We start from the raw sequence: 17,713 nt of genomic DNA, 5'->3' as shown, positions 1-17,713 counted from the left end.
AAACGGCGTTGAGTACCTGCCAAACGGGGAAGATGCCATGAACCAATCGGACGCAGAATGGATCGAGAAGCGGGCCTACGCCCTGTGGGAAGAAGAGGGTCGGCCTCACGGTCGCGATGCGGAGCACTGGGAGACGGCCCGTCAGGAATATTTGGCCATGGCCGAAGCGGCGCGAAAGACCAAGGCTGGCACACGTCGGCGCGTTGCTGCGGCCGCCGAAGCTGAGCAGGCCGACATACCGCAGCCCTCACCAAGCACGTCGCCACAACCGCCGTTGGTAAAGATGAAACGACCCAGGAAGGAATGACGAAAATGGACAGCGCTTTGTGCCTCGATGATCGCCACCACGGCGTTTCCTTTCTTTCGAACCGCAGCGTCGAGCAAGCCGCAAGGCCAACGCCGATCACCGTGCTGTCCGTGACGTCCGAAATCTATCCGTTGATCAAGACGGGCGGCCTTGCCGACGTCACCGGTGCCTTGCCAAGGGCACTTGAGGGCCATGGCGTGCGGATCCGCACCCTCGTGCCGGGCTATAGCCAAATTCGTCCGCTTCTGAAAAACCGGCCGCCGCTTCTCGTGTTCGATGATCTGCTGGGCGAGCCGGCGGCCCTCCATGCGCTGGAAACCCAAGGCCTTGATCTGTTTGTGCTGGATGCGCCACAGCTCTACGATCGGCCGGGTGGTCCGTATATCGATGACCAGGGTCGCGATCACGCCGACAACTGGAAGCGTTTTGCCGTTCTCTCCCTGGCGGCAGCCGAAATCTGCGAGGGCGCGCTGCCGGGCTGGAAGCCTGACGTGGTGCATACCCATGACTGGCAAACGGCGCTGACCTCGGTCTATATGCGGGAAATGGGCTCGACGACACCGGTGGTGCTGACCATCCACAATCTGGCCTTCCAGGGTCAGTTTTCCTCGTCGCTGCTGGGGGCGATCGGCCTGCCGCCCGGCGCCTATGCCATGGATGGGCTCGAATACTATGGCGACATCAGCTTCCTCAAGGGCGGGCTGCTGACGGCCGACTCCATCACCGCCGTCAGCCCGACCTATGCCCGCGAAATTCTGAGTTCGCGCTTCGGCATGGGGCTTGAGGGGGTGCTGAGCGAGCGGATGGACCGGCTGCGCGGCATCGTCAACGGTATCGACCAGGAGATCTGGGATCCGTCCCGCGATCCCTATCTGGTCGCCCCTTACGATCTGAAGACCCTTGGCTGGAAACGGCCGAACAAGCAGCACCTGCTGAGTCGCTTCGGACTGGAGACGGACGACGGACCGTTGTTTGCGGCCATCAGCCGGCTGACCTGGCAAAAGGGCATGGACATGCTGGCCGAGACCGCCGACGAGATCATGGCCGGTGGGGGCAAGCTGATCGTGCTGGGGCAGGGCGACCGCGACATCGAACAGGCCCTGCTGAATGTGGCGGGCCGATTTCCGGGCCGCATGGCGGTCGAGATCGGCTATGACGAGGAGACCGCGCATATGATTCACGGCGGCGCCGATGCGATCATCCAGCCGTCGCGCTTCGAGCCCTGCGGCCTGACGCAGCTTTATGCGCTGCGATACGGCTGCGTGCCGGTTGTGTCGCGCACCGGCGGGCTATCCGAAACGATTATCGATGCCAATGATGCGGCCATGTCGGCTCGTGCCGCCACCGGATTTCAGTTTCATCCGGTCACGCCGCCTGCGTTGCGCGATGCGCTTCGCCGGGCACTTGAAGCCTATGGCGTGCCGAAGGATTGGCGCCGGCTGCAATTGCAGGGTATGCGCGCCGACTATTCGTGGGCGCGCAGCGCTGGCCAGTATGCGGACCTCTATAAGACGCTCCTGAGGCAAGCGCCGCAGGCACCTGAACAGCCGCGCAGCTCGGCCTCCTGAGCCGACCATGCTTTGCGCGGTGCCTGTGGCCAATGGCACCGAACGCAGCAAGACAGAGGAGAGGGAATCATGAACAAACTTCGAAAATTCTGGAAGGGCCTTTTCGGGCAAGCAACATCCGACGAGGACCAGTCGCCGGTGGTAAACCCGGTGCAGCAAGTCGTCCCGCCGGCCGAACCGGCACTTCCGCTTGCCGATCGAGGCGGACAGCGTCCGATCATCCCGGCGTCCATCCATGGCATGGATATGTCGCGCGGCAAGCTTTAGAGCGAGGGCAACCATGTCGGACCTGCGGGGAGAGTCCGCTATCCTTTGATCCGTTTCGACAAAGCCGACGTATTTTTGCTTCTGAAAACCTACGGTCTCCGTTAGAAGGGGCCGGGTTCCTCAACGCGGGGCGCGCTACGCGGCTGCGGAAAGGCGGAAGGTCGAGGATGAGCGAAGAAACCAAAAGCGGCAGCAATCGTACCCTTACCAAGGTGATCAGAGCGAAGCTGGATCCGTTGCTTAAGGATATTGAAGCGGAGCCTGTCCCGCCCCGTCTGCTGGAGCTTGCCCATGAGCTGGAGGCAGCCCTGAATGCTCGCAAGAAGGCCGAGTGACCTGCCTTGACTGTTGGAAACGTGTCGCATCCACGGCCGCCCGGCGCTAAGCTCTTGGGTTTCACACCTGCCGGACAATGGTGCCGATCACGTTGACGAGAAGACGGGATGCAGTCAGCGCCGACAGGCCGTCAATGTCTGAAGGTGGGTAGAGCTCAACCAGGTCGAAGCCTGCGATACGGCCTCGTTTGCCGATGCCGGCGATCAGGTCGATCACCTGCGTATAGGTAAGACCGCCCGGCGTGCGTGCCGCCACGCCCGGCATGATGCTGGGATCAAGGCCATCACAGTCGAGCGTGACGACAACTCGGGCGCCTTGCGGAATATGCCGGAGAGCGGCTTCTGCGCCCTGGGCATGAACCTCGCGGGCGGTCACCAAATGGCTGCCATAGTGCCGCGCCGCCTCGATTTCGGCGAGGCCGGCACTGCCGACACTGCGCATCCCGACCTGCACCATGCCGGCGACATGCGGCATCTCGCTCGCCCGGCGCATCGGGCTTGAATAGCCGTAGCGCTCCCCATGGACCTCGTCGCGCCAGTCGATATGGGCGTCGATCTGCAGGATCCAGACAGGCCCGTGATCGGAAAATCCGGCAATGAAGGGAAAGGTCACGGAGCAATCGCCGCCAAGCAGGATCGGTACGGCTGTCAAGGCCAGGACCTCGCGCGTCTTCGCCTCGATCAAGGCCCGGTTGCCGGCATTGTCGTGCAGGGCAGTCGGGAGGTCGCCGGCGTCGATGCAGGAGACGGGTTGGCCATCGAACAGCGGGCCGCCGAGATCGAAATCCCAGTGCTCGACGAGTCCAGCATCCTCCTGGCTCGCAGCGCGGATGGCGTTAGCGGCCACGGCATGGCTGCTGCTGTCCTGGCCGGGATAAGTGCTGCCGTGACCGGCCCCGAAGATGACCGCGCGGGGCATGCGCCCATCGGCAAGGCGATAGGGAAGGCCGAGAAAGGTAGGAAAGGCTGTCATGTCCTGATGGTCCTGAACACGGTTTGGCTGAAATGTCGGTACCGACGGTGCAGTGGCGCCGACACGCTTCATGCACCGCATGTGTGTTTCAAATTGCTCTTCATTGTGTCATGATAACGACAGAGATCGTCGCCAATCCATAACGAATCCGATATGATTTCGGACGCATTTTTTATTATACATTGTCGCTTCCTGTGCCTAATCCAATAGAGTGGTATTTTCTGCCGGCGTGAGGACGCAAAACGCGAAGTGCCGGTCCACGGGAGGAGTTTTCGATGAGACGGTTTATGACCGCCGCGATTGCGGCAATGCTATTGAGCAGCACGGCTTATGCCGACACCATCAAGGTCGGGGTTGTCGGTCCTTTCTCCGGTCCTTTCTCGTTGCAGGGCAAGAATTTCAAGGCCGGCATTGACGCCTACATGGCGCTGAACGGCGCGACGGTCGGCGACGACACGGTCGAGATCATCTACCGCGACGTGCCGCAGGCCGATCCGGCGCAATCCAAGGCGCTGGCGCAGGAACTGGTGATCAAGGAAGGCGTGCAATATCTCGCCGGCTTCTATTTCACCCCCGACGCCATGGCCGTCACGCCGCTTTTGAAGCAGGCGAATGTGCCGATGGTGGTAATGAATGCCGCAACTTCGGCGATTGTCACCAAGAGCCCGCTGGTGGTGCGCACCTCGTTCACCACCTGGCAGACCTCGACGCCGATCGCCAAGGTGGCGTTCGACAAGGGCATCAAGAAGGTCATCTCGGTGGTCAGCGACTACGGTCCGGGCGTTGACGCGGAAAATGCCTTCAAGGCCGGTTTCGAAGGCCTCGGCGGCTCGGTCGTCGAAGCGATACGCATGCCGCTTGCCACCAATGATTTCAGCCCGATCATGCAACGCATCAAGGATTCCGGCGCGGAAGGCGTCTTCGCCTTCCTGCCGTCCGGCCCGACCACGCTCGGCTTCGTCAAGGCCTTCAGCGAAAACGACCTGAAGTCCGGCGGTATCCAGCTGTTTGCGCCCGGCGACCTGACGCAGGAATCCGATCTGCCGGCGCTCGGCGAAAGCGCACTCGGCATGCAGACCACCTTCCACTATGCCGTTTCGCACGATTCTGCGGAAAACAAGGTGTTCGTCGAGGCGGCCAGCAAGGCGATCGGCAACCCGGCCGAACTGTCCTTCCCCTCGGTCGGCGCTTTCGACGGCATGCATGTGATCTACAAGATGATCGAAGCGACCGGCGGCGAGCAGGATGCGGAAAAGGCGGTCGAGGCGGTCAAGGGCCTATCCTGGATCAGCCCGCGCGGTCCGGTCAGCATCGATCCGGAAAGCCGTCACATCACCCAGAACATCTACTTGCGTGAAGTGGCCAAGACCGATGACGGCAAATATTACAACAAGGAAATCCAGACCTTCGAAAAGCAGGGTGATCCGGGCCTTGCGGCCGTGAAGTGATCAGGCCTCGCTTTTGAGATCTGCGGTCCGGCGGGTGGATCTTCGCCGGACTGTTTCCAACGAAGGCTGGCCTTCGCTGCAAGACAGGACCTTTAGACATGCAGACCATGTTCAGCATTGCCGTCGACGCTCTCGCCTATGGCATGGTGCTGTTCGTCATCTCGATCGGCCTTTCGGTGACCATGGGGCTGATGCGCGTCGTCAACCTGGCGCACGGCGCCTTTGCCATGATCGGCGGCTATCTCGCTTCCTATGCGGCGCAGAATCTGGGCATCGGCTATGCCGGCGCCGTTCTGGTCGCAGTGTTCGGCACGGTGCTGATCGCCATCCCGATCGAGCGTCTTCTCTATCGCCGGATCTACGGATCGCCGCAATTGACGCAGGTGCTGATGACCATCGGCATCACCTTCTGCGTGATCGGCATTGCCAATTTCGTCTTCGGGCCGACGCTCAAGACCATTCCGCTTCCCGATCAATTGCGCGGCTCGGTCGATCTCGGCTTCCGCTCGATCGCCGCCCATCGGATCTTCGCGATCGTCTGCGGCCTTGTGGTCGCCGGTGGACTGTGGTTCCTGATCGAGCGCACGGCGTTCGGCGTCAAGCTGCGTGCCTCGGTCGACAATGCCGCCATGGCGGCCGCCCTCGGCGTGCGCACGGAAGTGGTCTATGCCGTTAGTTTTGCCGTGGCGGTTGGTCTGGCCGCCTTTGGCGGCGTGGTCGGCGCCGAGCTTCTGCCGGTCGAGCCCTATTACGCGCTGCGCTACATGGTGACCTTCCTGGTGGTGGTGTCGGTCGGCGGGGCAGGGTCCATACCCGGGGCGCTCGCCGCCTGCCTGCTGCTCGGCGGCATCGACACGACAGGGCGTTATCTCGCGCCGGAATATGGCGAATTCTTCTTCTATCTCGCCGTGATCGTCATCGTCACCCTGTTCCCGCGCGGTCTTGCCGGAAGGCTCAAGTGAAAATGGCGGTTCTCATGAATGACAGCAGTTCTTCCGCTGGCGCATCCCGCAAGACCCCGTATTGGAACGGCCTTGCCGGCGTGGCGGCGATCATCGTGGTCGCCATTATCGGCTATGTCCTGTTTCCCAGCAACCTGGCGCTGCTGACCCGCATCATCGGCACCGCGCTGCTGGTGCTGTCGATCGACCTGGTCACCGGCTATTGCGGCGTTGCGACGCTTGGCCATGCCGCCCTGTTCGGGGCCGGAGCCTACGGCGCCGGCATTGCCGCGGCCCATTTCGGCATTACCGAGCCGGTGACCATGACGTTGATTGGTGCTGCGGCCGGCGCACTTGCCGGTCTTGTTTCCGGCGCCATCATCCTTAGGGCTCACGGCCTGTCGCAACTTGTCCTGTCGATCGCCGTCATTCATCTCTTTCATGAAGCGGCCAACAAGGCGTCGGCCTGGACCGGCGGCAGCGATGGCCTGGCCGATATCATGCCCGATGCCTTGCTCGGCATCTTCGAATTCGATCTCTGGGGCCGCACCGCCTATATCTATGGCGTCGTGCTTCTGGTGGTGATCTTTGTCCTGCTGCGCCTTGTGGTGCGCTCGCCCTTCGGCATGCTCTGTCGCGGCATCAAGGAAGATCCAATCCGCGTGCACGCCATGGGCGCATCGGTGAACTCGACCCTCCTTAAAATGTACGTGATCTCCGGCATGGTGGCCGGCGTCGGCGGTGCGCTCAATGCCATCTCGACCCAGGTCGTCGGCCTCGACAGCCTGAGCTTCACGCTTTCGGCCGAAGCGCTTGTCATGCTGGTGCTCGGCGGCACGGGCTCGCTGTTCGGCGCGCTGATCGGTACGGTGTCGTTCATGTGGTTTGAGGATCTGGTCTCGGCCGCCAATCCGTTCCATTGGCTGACCATGGTCGGCGCCCTGCTGATTGCCGTGGTGCTGTTTGCGCCGCGCGGGCTCTACGGCTCGGCCGCCCTGCTGTTAAGCCGCCTGAAGGAGCGTCGCCGATGAGCCCCGTCTTCGAAGTCGACCAGCTGCGCCGCAATTTCGGTGGTCTTGTGGTCACCAACGACGTGTCGATCTCCATGGCCAAGGGCGACCGGATCGCGCTGATCGGTCCGAACGGCGCTGGCAAGACGACCTTCGTCAATCTGGTGACCGGTAACCTGAAGCCGTCCTCGGGCAGCGTGCGGCTGGCCGGCGAGGACGTCACCGCGCTCAATGCCATGCAGCGGGTGCGGCGCGGCCTGGTGCGCTCCTTCCAGGTGACGCGGCTGTTCTACGACATGACGCCGGAAGAGCATGTGGCGCTGGCCATCCTGCAGCGTCAGGGCAAATCCGGCCGCATGCTGGGCAGCTATGCCGGCATGCCTGAGGTCATGGACGAGACCAATGACATTCTCGAGACGCTGGGGCTGACGGCGCTGGCACACTCCAAGGTCAGCGAGATCGCCTATGGCCAGCAGCGCCTGCTGGAAATCGCCCTGGCACTGGCGCTGAAGCCCAAGGTGCTGCTGCTCGACGAGCCGGCCGCCGGCGTGCCGCAGAGCGATACGGGCCGCATCGAGCAGGCGCTGGCCAAGCTGCCGTCCGATCTCGCCGTGCTGATGATCGAGCACGACATGGACCTTGTTTTCCGCTTCGCCAAGCGCGTCGTGGTTCTGGCCGCCGGCACGGTCATCTTCGACGGGTCGCCGGCCGATGTTACCAAGGATGCCCGCGTGCGGGAAGCCTATCTGGGGAGCTATGCCAATGCCGGCAGCGTCGCTTGAAATCCGCAACTTAAGCTCCGGCTATGGCCCGACACGGGTGATCGAGGACGTCTCGTTTTCAGCACCCGCCGGGTCGAGACTGGCCGTGCTTGGCCGCAACGGCATGGGCAAGACCAGCCTGCTGGCGACGCTGGCTGGCCAGACCAAGCGCTATGGCGGCGAGATCCGGCTCGGCGAGCGCGACATTACCGCTTTGCCAAGTGCGGCCCGCGCCATTGCCGGTCTCGGCTATGTGCCGCAGACCCGCGATGTCTTTTCGACGCTGACGGTGGAGGAAAATCTGTTCGTCGGGCTGAAGGGCCGGCCGAAGGAGGCGCTCAGCGAGGCCTATGCGATGTTTCCGCGGCTTGCCGAGCGGCGCCGCAATCTCGGTTCGCAGCTGTCGGGCGGAGAACAGCAGATGCTGTCAACCGCGCGCACCATTCTCGGCCAGCCGACCGTGCTGCTGCTCGACGAGCCGCTTGAAGGCCTGGCGCCGGTTATCTGCGAGGAACTGATGGCCGCCTTTTCGCGCCTGGCGCAGACCGGCGGCATGACCATTCTGCTGGTGGAGCAACGCATCCAGAGCGCGCTCGATTTCGCCGATCACGTCATCATCATGGAACGCGGCCGGGTAGCCTGGAACGGTACGCCGAAGGAACTTTCGTCCGACAAGCAGACCGTCGAAGCCCTCTTGGGGGTCGGCGGCTTGCATTAGAAATCCGGTCAATCCACCAAACGTCGCCGCGCTGCTGCGCGGACTGGCGTTCGCAGCGTTGCACGATTAAACGATAGTCCGGACGAGATCCGGCGGCATTCCCGACCGCTGTCCCGAACGCGAGGTCTGCAATGTCCGATATCGATCGTTGCCGCGCCAGCCGCCTGATGGCCGAGGCCGGTCTGGATGCGCTGGTGCTGTTCCAGCCGGAGGCATTCCGCTACGCGATCGGCGCACCGGCGGGCGTCGCCACCATGTGGGGCAGGGCAGGGTCGGCCATCGCGCTGGTTCCAGTAGACGAGGGCGCGCCCCTGGCAGCAATCGCCAGCGATCATGCGGCGGGCCACATCCGGAGCATGGCCCCCGATGTCGATCTGCGGACGCATCGCATCTGGATCGACATGGTCGACCTCGGGGCGCTGGGCGGGCAGGTGATGGCGGGTCCGGTTGAGGTGGATGCGGCCTATCGTGCCCAGCACCTGCAGGGTCCGCGGCCCGAGACCTTCGACCTGGAGCAGTGTTTTGCGCTTCTTGGTGACCTTCTGGTGGAGCGCCACCTGCAGCACGCCTCTATCGGGATCGACCTCGAATTCATGCCGGCCGCCGATTTTGCTATCCTGAAGCGCGTCCTGCCGGAGGTCCGCTGGGTCGACGGGTCTGAGATCCTAAGGCGGCTGAGGGCGGTGAAATCACAGCGCGAGATCGGGCTGCTGCGCCGCGCGGCGATAGCGGCCGAAGCGGGGCTTGTGCGCATGGCTGAGACCGTTCGGCCAGGCGTGCCGCTCGGTGATCTGTCGGCAGCATGGAAATCGGGGGCTGCGGATGCGGCCATGGCCGGCGGATTTTCCCTGAGCGGCCATTGGGATTTCATCTCGGTCGGCCCGGATCTTTCCGACATGGCAGCCAAGGTCACGCAAGGTGCTTTGATCAAGGCCGATGTCGGCACACTGGTGGACGGCTATTCGTCAGACGGCGCCCGCACGTTCAGTTTCGGGACGCCAGCGCCGCTGGCCGGACGCATCTTTGGCGCCCTGGAAAACGCCTTCGCAGCCGGCCTGAAACAGATCGTTCCGGGCAATAGCTTCGGCGCCGTGCATGCCGCCATGTTGGCCTCGATGCGTCAGGACGGTTTTGGCGAATATTATCGCGGCCATTTCGGCCACTCGGTCGGCGGCGGCGTCGGAATTGAGGAATGGCCGTTCTTCTCCGCCGGCAATGGCGAAATCATCGAGGCCGACATGGTCGTGGCGCTGGAGGCGCCGTTCTACGGGCAAGGGTTGGGCGCCCTGATGATCGAGGACCAGTTCCTGGTAACGGCAACCGGCGTCGAGCCGATGAACACGCTGCCGCGTGGCCTGCAGGACCTGGCGGCCCGATAGTTTTCGATCTGTCTCAGACCGCGAGGGCGGGACTCCCGAGGTGATCGCAAGATGGTCTTGTGTCAGGACCCGTCAGGGCCGTCCTCTGGTTCGACATTCATGGAATCCGCCAACCGGCGCATCAGGCGCACGAGGCTGGCAACGTCCTCCTCTTCCCATGTGCTAAAGATTGCCCGGCCGATCCTGTCGCGCGCCGCATCGACCCGCTCAGTCATGACCTTGCCGGCGGGAGTGATGACGGCCTGTCTCGATCGGCGGTCGGAAGGGTTCTCCTTGCGGTCAGCCAGTCCCAGACTTTCGAGCTTGGTGACCTGGCGACTGACCGTTGTGTAATCACGTCCGACGCGATCCGCCAGCTCGATGATGCCGATCGGCCCCAGCCGCTCGATCATCACCAGCAGCGGGAACAGCGCGCGGTCGAGCGGTATTCCGGCTTCCCTGACCATCGCCTCGTCGCGCTGTGGGCGGTTCATCACGCTGACGATATCGAGCAGCGCGCCATGCAGGTCGCGCAGCAGCAGGGAAATATGTGCATTATGCACGTTTTTATTTGACGTCATCACCAATCTCCTGTTATGTGCATATTACACATATGGAGGTGACGATGACAAATCATTTCGCAACTGACGTTCTCATCTGCGGAGCAGGCGCGGCGGGCCTGACATTGGCTATCGATCTTGCACGGCGCGGCGTGTCCTTCCGATTGATCGAGAAGATGGAGCAACCGTTCCACGGCTCGCGCGGCAAGGGCATTCAGCCACGGACGCAGGAAGTCTTCGCGGACCTCGGAATTCTCGACAAGGTCGTCGCAGTTGGTGGCCTTTATCCGAAGCTGCGCAACTATCAGGACGACGGCAGCTTCATCGATGCCGAATTTGGCGAACACCAGGAGCCTACAGCACAAGAGCCTTATCATCTCGCTCTGATGGTGCCGCAGTTTCTGACCGAAAGTGTCCTTCGCGAACGCCTCGCCGAACTCGGATATCAGGCTGAGTTCGGCTGCGAGCTCATCGGCTTCGAGCAGGACGCAAGCGGTGTAACGGCACGGATCGTCGACGGCAGGGGAGAGGAAAGTCTTCGCGTGCGCTGGCTGGTCGGCGCCGATGGCGGCCGCAGTTTTGTCCGCCACGCGCTTGGCGTCGGCTTCCCGGGCAAGACGCTCGGCGTGCGCGCCATCGTTGCGGACGTCACGGTTCCGGGTCTGTCCCGTGACGTATGGCACCGTTTCGGCGAGAAGGACATGCAGCGGCAGATCATGCTTTGCCCGCTGGCTGGAACCGACCTGTTTCAGGTGCAGGGCCCCATTCCTTTCGAAGGCGACATCGATCTTTCGGCCGAAGGGCTGACGGCCCTCATCGCGGCAAGGTCCGGCAGAGCGGATATTGTTGCGACGTCCGTGTCCTGGGCTTCGGCCTATCAGATGAATGCCCGGCTCGCCGATAGCTACCGCGTCGGGCGCATTTTCCTGATCGGCGACGCGGCCCACACCCATCCGCCGACGGGTGGCCAAGGTCTCAATACAAGTGTGCAGGACGCCTACAACCTCGGCTGGAAATTGGGCGCCGTGCTTGCCGGCGCTGCTGACAGCCTGCTCGATACCTATGAGGAGGAACGGCGTCCCGTCGCTCAAGCCATGTTGGGATTGGCCACCAAGCTGCTTGACGAGGCCAAGCAGTCGGTCTTGCGGCGCGGACGCGATGTCCATCAGCTGGATATCGGTTATCCCGGATCTTCCCTCGCGGTCCAAACGCCGGAACGCCCGGTCGGGCTGATGGCGGGCAGCCGCGCACCCGATGCGCCGGTCCGAGGCGCTGCGGGCCAAGCCTCGCGCCTCTTCGAACTATTCAAGGGGCCGCATTGGAGCCTGCTGGCCTACGAAGATGACGGCGCGATCCCACCGCGCCGAGGCCTGCACATCTATCGGGTTGGCCCAACGGGCGACATCGTCGATGATGGCGGCCATGTTCAGTCGGCCTATAGCCTGATCGCGGGAGACCGCGTCCTAGTTCGGCCGGACGGTTATGTCGCGGCGATTTTCGGCAAGGAAGACAAGGCTTCACTCGACGACTATCTGGCGAAGGTGGGCCTCGGTACCATTCAAGGAGAACGCGCATGAAAGCCGCGATTGTTTCTGCACCCGGCCGCTTCTCTCCCAGACGTCGCTCAGCGTCGGGGAGTGTGACATTCTTACTTTGCAGAAACAGGACACTTTAACTTTGCGGCTACATGGCTTAATCGCATAAGATTTATTATGGAACTCACATCCATATCGCCGAATTTCGGGCGCGTCCCGGCTGTGCCATACTCGGCGGCCTATGCCGTGGTCGACAGTTTCATCATCACCAGGCCGGCGACGATCAGCGTTGCGGCGGTGAGGCGCATGGGGGTCACGGGTTCGCCGAGCATGACGATGCCGACCGCGAAGGCGCCGACGGCGCCGATGCCGGTCCAGATCATGTAGGAAGTGCCGAGCGGCAGCGAGCGCATGGCCAGCGCCAGCAGGACGATGCTGCCGAGCATGGCGACCACGGTGATGGCCGACGGCACGAGGCGCGTGAACCCGTCGGACTGCTTGAGCGCAAAGGCCCAGACGATTTCAAGCAGTCCGGCGGCGACGAGGAAGATCCAGGGCATGATGGTCTCCGATAGGATCGGGTCGTCCCGGATGAATGAATAGGTGGCGGAGTCGTCCCCGCGCACCGATTATAGAGAAGCGGCTGTGCCTGACAAGGTACTCAGATCACCGCGCAGACCGTCTTGGTCTCCAGGTAATTGTCGAGCCCCGGCGCGCCGTTCTCATAACCCCAGCCGGATTGCTTGTGGCCGCCCTTGGGCAGTTCCGGCGAGAAATAGGAATGGCAGTTGATCCAGATCGTGCCGGCCTTGACGCTGGCGGCCAGCCGGTGCGCGCTGGACAGATCCTGCGTCCACACGCTGCCGGCAAGGCCATAGGGGCTATCATTGGCAAAGGTGATCGCTTCCGTCGGATCGTCGAAAGGCGTGACGGCGACCACGGGCCCAAAAATCTCCTCGCGCATCAGCCGCATGTCGGGCCTGACCGATGTGACGACGGTCGGCTCGAAGAAGGTGCCGAATTCGCCATCCTGGCGGCCTCCGGCGGCAATCTCCGCACCGTCTGCGCGTCCGTCGCGGATGAAACCGGCGACACGGTCGGCCTGCTTGCGGTTGACCAGCGGTCCGAGATCGGTTGCGGGATCAAGGCCGTGGCCGAGGGTCAGGGCCGACGCCGCCTTCGATAGCCCCTCGACCACCTGGTTATAGACCGAAGTATGGGCATAGACACGGGAGCCAGCCACGCAGACCTGGCCGGAATTGGAAAAAATACCCCGCGCCACGCCGGGAATGGCCAATGCCATGTCGGCATCGGGCAGGATGATGGCCGGCGATTTGCCGCCGAGTTCCAGCGTCAGCTTTTTGAGATTGCCCTGCGCCGCTCCGACGATCATCTTACCCACCTCGGTGGAGCCGGTAAAGGCGACCTTGTCGACATCGGGATGGGCGGTGAGCGCGGCTCCGACGACCTCGCCGAAACCCGTGACGATATTGACAACGCCTTTTGGCAGGCCGGCTTCCAGCATCAGTTCGCCGAGGCGAAGCGCCGTCAGCGAGGTTTCCTCAGCGGGTTTCAGCACGACCGTGCAGCCGGCGGCTAATGCCGGCGCCAGCTTCATCGCCGCCATCAGCATGGGCGAATTCCACGGCGTGATCGCTGCTACGACGCCGATCGGCTCGCGGGTCGTATAGGCAAAAATCTGCTTGCCGGCCGGCTGGTAGGATATCGATGTGGGAATGGTCGTGCCGAGGATTTTTGTGCAGAAGCCGGCAAAATAGCGGAACTGTTCGGCCGAAGCCGGGATCTCGCCGAAGCGGCCGGTCTTGTAGCTCTTGCCCTGGTCGAGGGTTTCGAGTTCCGCCAGTTCCTCGACATGGGCGTCGATCAAGTCGGCGATCTTCCACAGAAGCTTGCCGCGGGCCGATGGCGTCAGGCCGCGCCATTCAGGGCTGGTCATGGCCTGGCGGGCACTGGCAACCGCGGCATCCACGTCGTCCGCCGTGCCTTCGGCCAGCAGCGCCAGCATCTGGCCGGACGCCGGATCAAGGGTCTCGAATGTGCTGCCCGTTCCGGCATCGCGCCATTGGCCGTCGATCAGGATCTGCTTGCGGGCCTTGGCAAGGAAGGCCCTGGCGCCTTCGGTCTTTGGCTGCGGCGTTGTGATGGCAAGCGTCATGTCAGTCTCCGGAAGCGTCAGCGGCACGGCGCCGGCGCAGAGTTTCGGCGGCCAGAAGCGCGCCGCGGATGATCGAGTGATAGCCCGTGCAGCGGCAGAGATTGCCCTCCAGCCCGACGCGGATGTCGGCCTCATCGGCATCGGGATTGGCGATCAGCAGTGCCGTCAGCATCACCGAAAAACCCGGCGCGCAATAGCCGCATTGAAAGGCATTTTCTTCGGCCAGCGCTTCGCGGACGATGATCGCTTCCGGCAGAGCATCGAGGCCTTCGGCCGTGACGACGGTGGCGCCGTCGAGCTGCCACGCCATGACCAGGCAGGCATTGACCGGTTGGCCGTTCATCAGCACCGTGCAGGCGCCGCAGCGCCCGATGCCACAGGCCAGCTTGGTGGCGGTCTGTTCCCTTTGGTCGCGCAAGATCTCGGTCAGTCTCTTGTCCGGTGCGGCAGTCACGATGACATGCTCGCCGTTCAGCATGAGGTCGAGACACAGCAGCCGGTGCGGTTCCTGCATCATGTCGACATCTCCTTGAGCAGGGTTTCGGGCGCAATGGGCGTGACGGCCGGCCAGACGCCGATGGCGGACGCGATGGCATTGGCGATGGCCGGCGTTACCGCGCCGATACCGAGTTCACCGGAGCCGCGCGGCCCGAGCGTGTCGCCCTCGTCGAGACTTTCCAACGCAAAGACCCGCATCGACGCGGGCGCATCGGCGATGCCGGGCAGCATGTAGGTGTCGAGATTGGTGGTCAGATAGGCCCCTGCCCGCATCAGCGCGTCTTCGCTCAAGGTGAAGCCGAGGCCCTGCACGGCGCCGCCTTCGAGCTGGCCGAGATAGGCCGCGACATCCATGACGGGACCGGCCGCCGAATGCTGGTGCAGGTCGAGCACCCGCACCGCGCCGGTCACCCGGCTGACGGCGACCCGGGCAAGTGTTGCGCCGAAGGCGAAGATGTAACGGGCATTGGCGCTTGGATACTCGGTCTTTGGAAATTCGTAGGCGACTGTGACGCTTGGCCGCTCAGTGTCTTCCAGGCTTTCGGCCAGCTCCTTGTAGGTCAGCAGGATCTCGCCGCTATTGCTGCCGCGCTCGGCAAAGCCGCCCGGCGCCAGCACCAGACTGTCGGGAGGGCGGTGCAGGATCTGGCCGGCAGCATCGCGCATGGCCTGGCTGAATTCGGGTGCCGCCATTTTTGCCGAGGCCCAGACCACATAGGTGCCGCGCGACGCTGTCGTCGAGCCGGATTCCGGCGCAAGCCTGGTGTCGCCGACTGTGGCCCGCACATCGGTGCGGGCGCAGCCGAGTTCAGCCGAGACCGTGGCCTCGATCAGGGTCAGCAACCCCTGCCCCATCTCGTCCAGCCCATAAGCGCCCTCGATGAAGCCATCCGCCGTCAGCGCCAGCCGGCCGCCGGCCGGGTCGGGCACGACGGAGCCGAGGCCATTGCCCTGGTAATTCAGTGCCATGCCGGTGCCGATGATCCATTCGCCATCGCCGCTCAACCCCTGCTCCGCCTGCCAGAGCGGCGAGGCCTTGGCAGCGGAAAGCATTTCGGCCACCCTTTCCGACGGTGAGACGGTCTGGCCGAGATAACCGGGCGAGCCGGCAAGGCGCAGGTTGCGCGCCCGGATCTCGACGGGATCGAGGCCGACCTTGGCGGCCAGCCGGTCCATCTGGCATTCGACCGCATAGGTCATCTGGTTGGCGCCGAAGCCGCGAAAGGCGCCGCAGACGCCGTTATTGGTATAGGCGAGCCGGCCCTGCGTCGAAATGTTCGGGACGACATAGGGACCGGTCGCGTGTTCGAGAGCGGTTTCGAGAACCCCCGGGCCAAGCGATGCATAGGCGCCGGCATCCGCCAGGACCTCGACCTCCTGGGCCAGCAGAAACCCCTGGCCGTCACAGGCGGTCTTCATACGGATTTCCATGGTATTGCGCTTCTGGCCGGCCAGCACGGATTCGGCCCGCGACAGCTGCAGGCGCACCGGGCGCCCGGTTTTCAGCGCCAGCAAGGCCAGCGCCGGCTGCACGGTCAACTCGTCCTTGCCGCCAAAGGCGCCGCCTGTCGGCGAGGTCACCACACGGATCCTGTCTTCCGGCAGGCCGAGGATCCGCGACAATTGCAGCCGATCGCGGCCGCCATGCTGACCGCCGACGCAGACCGAGAGCGTTCCGTCGGCTTCCACCAGGGCATAGCCGCCTTCGGTCTCCATAAAACCATGCATCTGCCGCGGCGTGACATAGGTGTCCTCGATGACATGCGCGGCTCTCGCAAAGCCGGCGGCGCTGTCGCCACGGCTGAAATTGAGGATCCGTTGCAGGTTGCCGCTGGCGTGGACGAGTGCTGCGCCTGGCGCCAGGGCCGTCTCGGGGCTGTCAATCAGCGGCAGCGCTTCATAGTCGACGCGGATCAGCGCCAGCGCCCGCTCGGCGGTCTCCGCATCGATGGCGGCGACCGCGGCCACCGGATCGCCGCGGTGGCGCACCTTGTCGTGGCACAGTGCCGGCTGGTCCTGGATGACGATGCCGAAAGCGTTGTCGCCCTCGATATCGCGATGAGTAACAACAGCGACGACGCCGGGCAGAGCCTTGGCCTCGGATGTGTCGATCGACAGGATCCTGGCATGGGGCACGCCGGCCCGCAGGATACGGCCGACCAGCATGTCCCCTGCCCGCTTGTCGGTCAGATATGGCAAGGTGCCGGCAATCTTCGCCCTGACATCCGGCCGGATAAACCAGCGCTCCGGCAGCTTTGCGTGCGACAGTTCGATTTCATCGGGAAGCGGCTCGCCCGGGGCGGGCGTCCTGGTCATCGGTACCGGCCGGCGACCGGGCAGCGTGCCGCCAAGGCCGCGAACGATGGCATTGGCGGCGACCTGGACGCGGTAGGACCCGCTACGGACATCATCGCCGGGTGCCACGATCGTCTTGTGCAGGCAGGCGTGCAGGGCTGCCCAATCGACAGCCTTCAGCACTTGCCCGGTCAACAGCGTCTCGGCCTCGGTCAGCCTTGTGGGTGCCACGACACCGCCACCGACGGCAAGCCGCGCCTTGGCGATGCGCTCGCCGTCGAGATCGAGGCGAGCAGCGATGCCGATGACGCTGGGTGTGAAGGCGGCAAGCAGGCCGGTCTTGCGCTGGGTGAACAGTGCGGTTCTTGCCTGCGGCACCAAATGGATGGCACAGAGGATTTCCGGCCCCGGCACCAGCCGCGCCAGCCACTCGGTCAGAGGCATGCGGGTCACGCCGGCCGGCGTGGCAAGCTCCAGTTCGGCATCAAGCGCCAGAAGCGCCGGTAGCAGACAGCCCGTCCGCCCGGCAACATTGCCGCCGATGGTTGCCAGATTGCGCACGGCGGGTCCAGCGACGACCTCCAGGGCCTGATGCAGCAAGGGCAGATCGGTGGCAATCTGTGTACTGGCGATCAGGGCGTTGAGTGTGGACAGCGCGCCGATGCGCAACGTGCCGCCCGATGTCCCCGTGCCGCGCAGAGCCTGCAGGCGAGACAGGTCGATCATGGCGTCTGGCTTTGGTAGACCCTTGGCCCATTCCAGCTGCAACGCCGTTGCGCCGGCGACAAACCGGCACGTTCCGGCATTCTCGGTTGCCAGATTCAAGGCTTCTCTGAGGCTGGAGGGGGTCAGGATGCGCATGATACACATTTCCCCGTCCTCGACGGGCTTTTATTTTGTTCTACGGCGGTCAGAGGGCCAGCCACCTCCCCCTTGAGGGGGGAGGTGGCTGGCCCTCTGACC

At 63.7% G+C, this 17,713-nt stretch carries 17 protein-coding genes; 11 read left to right on the top strand and 6 right to left on the bottom strand.

Translation table 11 applies throughout. The features are described from left to right. Positions 1-37: 37 nt before the first annotated feature. From HFC70_RS20275 to HFC70_RS20260, 4 genes are all read left to right on the top strand, one after another. Complete coding sequence (locus tag HFC70_RS20275) at positions 38-307, top strand: DUF2934 domain-containing protein (RefSeq protein WP_168475110.1); 270 nt, start codon at positions 38-40, stop codon at positions 305-307. A gap of 95 nt (positions 308-402) precedes the next feature. Then, positions 403-1,875 (top strand): glycogen synthase GlgA, encoded by a 1,473-nt coding sequence (glgA, locus tag HFC70_RS20270; protein WP_168475248.1) that lies wholly within the window; start codon positions 403-405, stop codon positions 1,873-1,875. A 69-nt stretch (positions 1,876-1,944) separates the two neighbouring features. Beyond that, positions 1,945-2,142 carry a hypothetical protein gene (locus HFC70_RS20265; protein WP_168475109.1) on the top strand — a complete coding sequence of 66 codons (198 nt, stop codon included), beginning with the start codon at positions 1,945-1,947 and terminating at the stop codon, positions 2,140-2,142. 167 nt (positions 2,143-2,309) lie between these two features. Beyond that, complete coding sequence (locus HFC70_RS20260) at positions 2,310-2,477, top strand: hypothetical protein (protein WP_168475108.1); 168 nt, start codon at positions 2,310-2,312, stop codon at positions 2,475-2,477. A 61-nt stretch (positions 2,478-2,538) separates the two neighbouring features. On the opposite strand, the gene HFC70_RS20255 is transcribed toward HFC70_RS20260, so the two are convergent. Next, positions 2,539-3,450, bottom strand: coding sequence for an agmatinase (locus tag HFC70_RS20255; protein ID WP_168475107.1), 912 nt, complete (start codon positions 3,448-3,450; stop codon positions 2,539-2,541). Positions 3,451-3,725: 275 nt separating this feature from the next. On the opposite strand from HFC70_RS20255, the gene HFC70_RS20250 reads away from it, so the two are divergent. The 6 genes from HFC70_RS20250 to HFC70_RS20225 all read left to right on the top strand — a co-directional run bounded on the left by HFC70_RS20250 (position 3,726) and on the right by HFC70_RS20225 (position 9,707). Then, positions 3,726-4,898, top strand: coding sequence for an ABC transporter substrate-binding protein (locus tag HFC70_RS20250; protein WP_168475106.1), 1,173 nt, complete (start codon positions 3,726-3,728; stop codon positions 4,896-4,898). Positions 4,899-4,996: 98 nt separating this feature from the next. Next, entirely contained in the window at positions 4,997-5,860 is an 864-nt protein-coding gene (locus tag HFC70_RS20245) for a branched-chain amino acid ABC transporter permease (protein WP_168475105.1), read from the top strand. 2 nt (positions 5,861-5,862) lie between these two features. Beyond that, positions 5,863-6,870 carry a branched-chain amino acid ABC transporter permease gene (locus tag HFC70_RS20240; RefSeq protein ID WP_168475104.1) on the top strand — a complete coding sequence of 336 codons (1,008 nt, stop codon included), beginning with the start codon at positions 5,863-5,865 and terminating at the stop codon, positions 6,868-6,870. After that, on the top strand, positions 6,867-7,631 hold the full coding sequence (locus HFC70_RS20235) for an ABC transporter ATP-binding protein (protein ID WP_168475103.1): 765 nt from the start codon (positions 6,867-6,869) through the stop codon (positions 7,629-7,631). The genes HFC70_RS20240 and HFC70_RS20235 overlap by 4 nt, the downstream gene beginning before the upstream one ends. Then, positions 7,612-8,328: an ABC transporter ATP-binding protein gene (locus HFC70_RS20230; RefSeq protein WP_168475102.1), complete on the top strand. Its 717-nt coding sequence runs from the start codon at positions 7,612-7,614 to the stop codon at positions 8,326-8,328. Before HFC70_RS20235 ends, HFC70_RS20230 begins: the two co-directional genes overlap by 20 nt. A gap of 131 nt (positions 8,329-8,459) precedes the next feature. Further along, a complete protein-coding gene (locus HFC70_RS20225) occupies positions 8,460-9,707 on the top strand; it encodes a Xaa-Pro peptidase family protein (protein ID WP_168475101.1) in 1,248 nt (415 codons plus the stop codon). A 62-nt stretch (positions 9,708-9,769) separates the two neighbouring features. Here the strand turns inward: HFC70_RS20225 and HFC70_RS20220 are convergent, their stop codons facing one another. Further along, complete coding sequence (locus tag HFC70_RS20220) at positions 9,770-10,267, bottom strand: MarR family winged helix-turn-helix transcriptional regulator (protein ID WP_168475100.1); 498 nt, start codon at positions 10,265-10,267, stop codon at positions 9,770-9,772. A gap of 44 nt (positions 10,268-10,311) precedes the next feature. Between HFC70_RS20220 and HFC70_RS20215 the strand changes: the two genes are divergently transcribed. Continuing rightward, positions 10,312-11,823: an FAD-dependent oxidoreductase gene (locus HFC70_RS20215; RefSeq protein ID WP_168475099.1), complete on the top strand. Its 1,512-nt coding sequence runs from the start codon at positions 10,312-10,314 to the stop codon at positions 11,821-11,823. 197 nt (positions 11,824-12,020) lie between these two features. Here HFC70_RS20215 and sugE read toward each other — a convergent pair whose 3' ends face one another. The 4 genes from sugE to HFC70_RS20195 form a co-directional block, all read right to left on the bottom strand. Beyond that, positions 12,021-12,341 carry a quaternary ammonium compound efflux SMR transporter SugE gene (gene sugE, locus HFC70_RS20210; protein WP_168475098.1) on the bottom strand — a complete coding sequence of 107 codons (321 nt, stop codon included), beginning with the start codon at positions 12,339-12,341 and terminating at the stop codon, positions 12,021-12,023. Between the two features lie 101 nt (positions 12,342-12,442). Continuing rightward, a complete protein-coding gene (locus HFC70_RS20205; RefSeq protein WP_168475097.1) occupies positions 12,443-13,957 on the bottom strand; it encodes an aldehyde dehydrogenase in 1,515 nt (504 codons plus the stop codon). A gap of 1 nt (position 13,958) precedes the next feature. Next, on the bottom strand, positions 13,959-14,474 hold the full coding sequence (locus HFC70_RS20200) for a (2Fe-2S)-binding protein (protein WP_246735884.1): 516 nt from the start codon (positions 14,472-14,474) through the stop codon (positions 13,959-13,961). Beyond that, positions 14,471-17,611 (bottom strand): molybdopterin cofactor-binding domain-containing protein, encoded by a 3,141-nt coding sequence (locus HFC70_RS20195; protein WP_168475096.1) that lies wholly within the window; start codon positions 17,609-17,611, stop codon positions 14,471-14,473. The genes HFC70_RS20200 and HFC70_RS20195 overlap by 4 nt, the downstream gene beginning before the upstream one ends. Positions 17,612-17,713: the final 102 nt, after the last annotated feature.

The sequence above is a fragment of the Agrobacterium sp. a22-2 genome, from assembly GCF_012276985.1.
In the GTDB taxonomy this organism is placed as follows: domain Bacteria; phylum Pseudomonadota; class Alphaproteobacteria; order Rhizobiales; family Rhizobiaceae; genus Allorhizobium.
The sequence above is the reverse complement of the archived record's forward strand: the minus strand, read 5'-3'. Positions and strand labels throughout refer to the sequence as shown.

Bases quoted from the DNA above. Each gene is read 5' to 3' on its own strand.
- HFC70_RS20260 (WP_168475108.1), top strand. From the start codon at position 2,310: ATGAGCGAAGAAACCAAAAGCGGCAGCAATCGTACCCTTACCAAGGTG.
- HFC70_RS20245 (WP_168475105.1), top strand. From the start codon at position 4,997: ATGCAGACCATGTTCAGCATTGCCGTCGACGCTCTCGCCTATGGCATG.
- HFC70_RS20265 (WP_168475109.1), top strand. From the start codon at position 1,945: ATGAACAAACTTCGAAAATTCTGGAAGGGCCTTTTCGGGCAAGCAACA.
- HFC70_RS20230 (WP_168475102.1), top strand. From the start codon at position 7,612: ATGCCGGCAGCGTCGCTTGAAATCCGCAACTTAAGCTCCGGCTATGGC.
- HFC70_RS20215 (WP_168475099.1), top strand. From the start codon at position 10,312: ATGACAAATCATTTCGCAACTGACGTTCTCATCTGCGGAGCAGGCGCG.
- HFC70_RS20220 (WP_168475100.1), bottom strand. From the start codon at position 10,267: ATGACGTCAAATAAAAACGTGCATAATGCACATATTTCCCTGCTGCTG.
- HFC70_RS20205 (WP_168475097.1), bottom strand. From the start codon at position 13,957: ATGACGCTTGCCATCACAACGCCGCAGCCAAAGACCGAAGGCGCCAGG.
- HFC70_RS20195 (WP_168475096.1), bottom strand. From the start codon at position 17,611: ATGCGCATCCTGACCCCCTCCAGCCTCAGAGAAGCCTTGAATCTGGCA.
- HFC70_RS20275 (WP_168475110.1), top strand. From the start codon at position 38: ATGAACCAATCGGACGCAGAATGGATCGAGAAGCGGGCCTACGCCCTG.
- HFC70_RS20250 (WP_168475106.1), top strand. From the start codon at position 3,726: ATGAGACGGTTTATGACCGCCGCGATTGCGGCAATGCTATTGAGCAGC.
- HFC70_RS20235 (WP_168475103.1), top strand. From the start codon at position 6,867: ATGAGCCCCGTCTTCGAAGTCGACCAGCTGCGCCGCAATTTCGGTGGT.
- HFC70_RS20240 (WP_168475104.1), top strand. From the start codon at position 5,863: ATGGCGGTTCTCATGAATGACAGCAGTTCTTCCGCTGGCGCATCCCGC.
- sugE (WP_168475098.1), bottom strand. From the start codon at position 12,341: ATGCCCTGGATCTTCCTCGTCGCCGCCGGACTGCTTGAAATCGTCTGG.
- HFC70_RS20225 (WP_168475101.1), top strand. From the start codon at position 8,460: ATGTCCGATATCGATCGTTGCCGCGCCAGCCGCCTGATGGCCGAGGCC.
- HFC70_RS20200 (WP_246735884.1), bottom strand. From the start codon at position 14,474: ATGATGCAGGAACCGCACCGGCTGCTGTGTCTCGACCTCATGCTGAAC.
- HFC70_RS20255 (WP_168475107.1), bottom strand. From the start codon at position 3,450: ATGACAGCCTTTCCTACCTTTCTCGGCCTTCCCTATCGCCTTGCCGAT.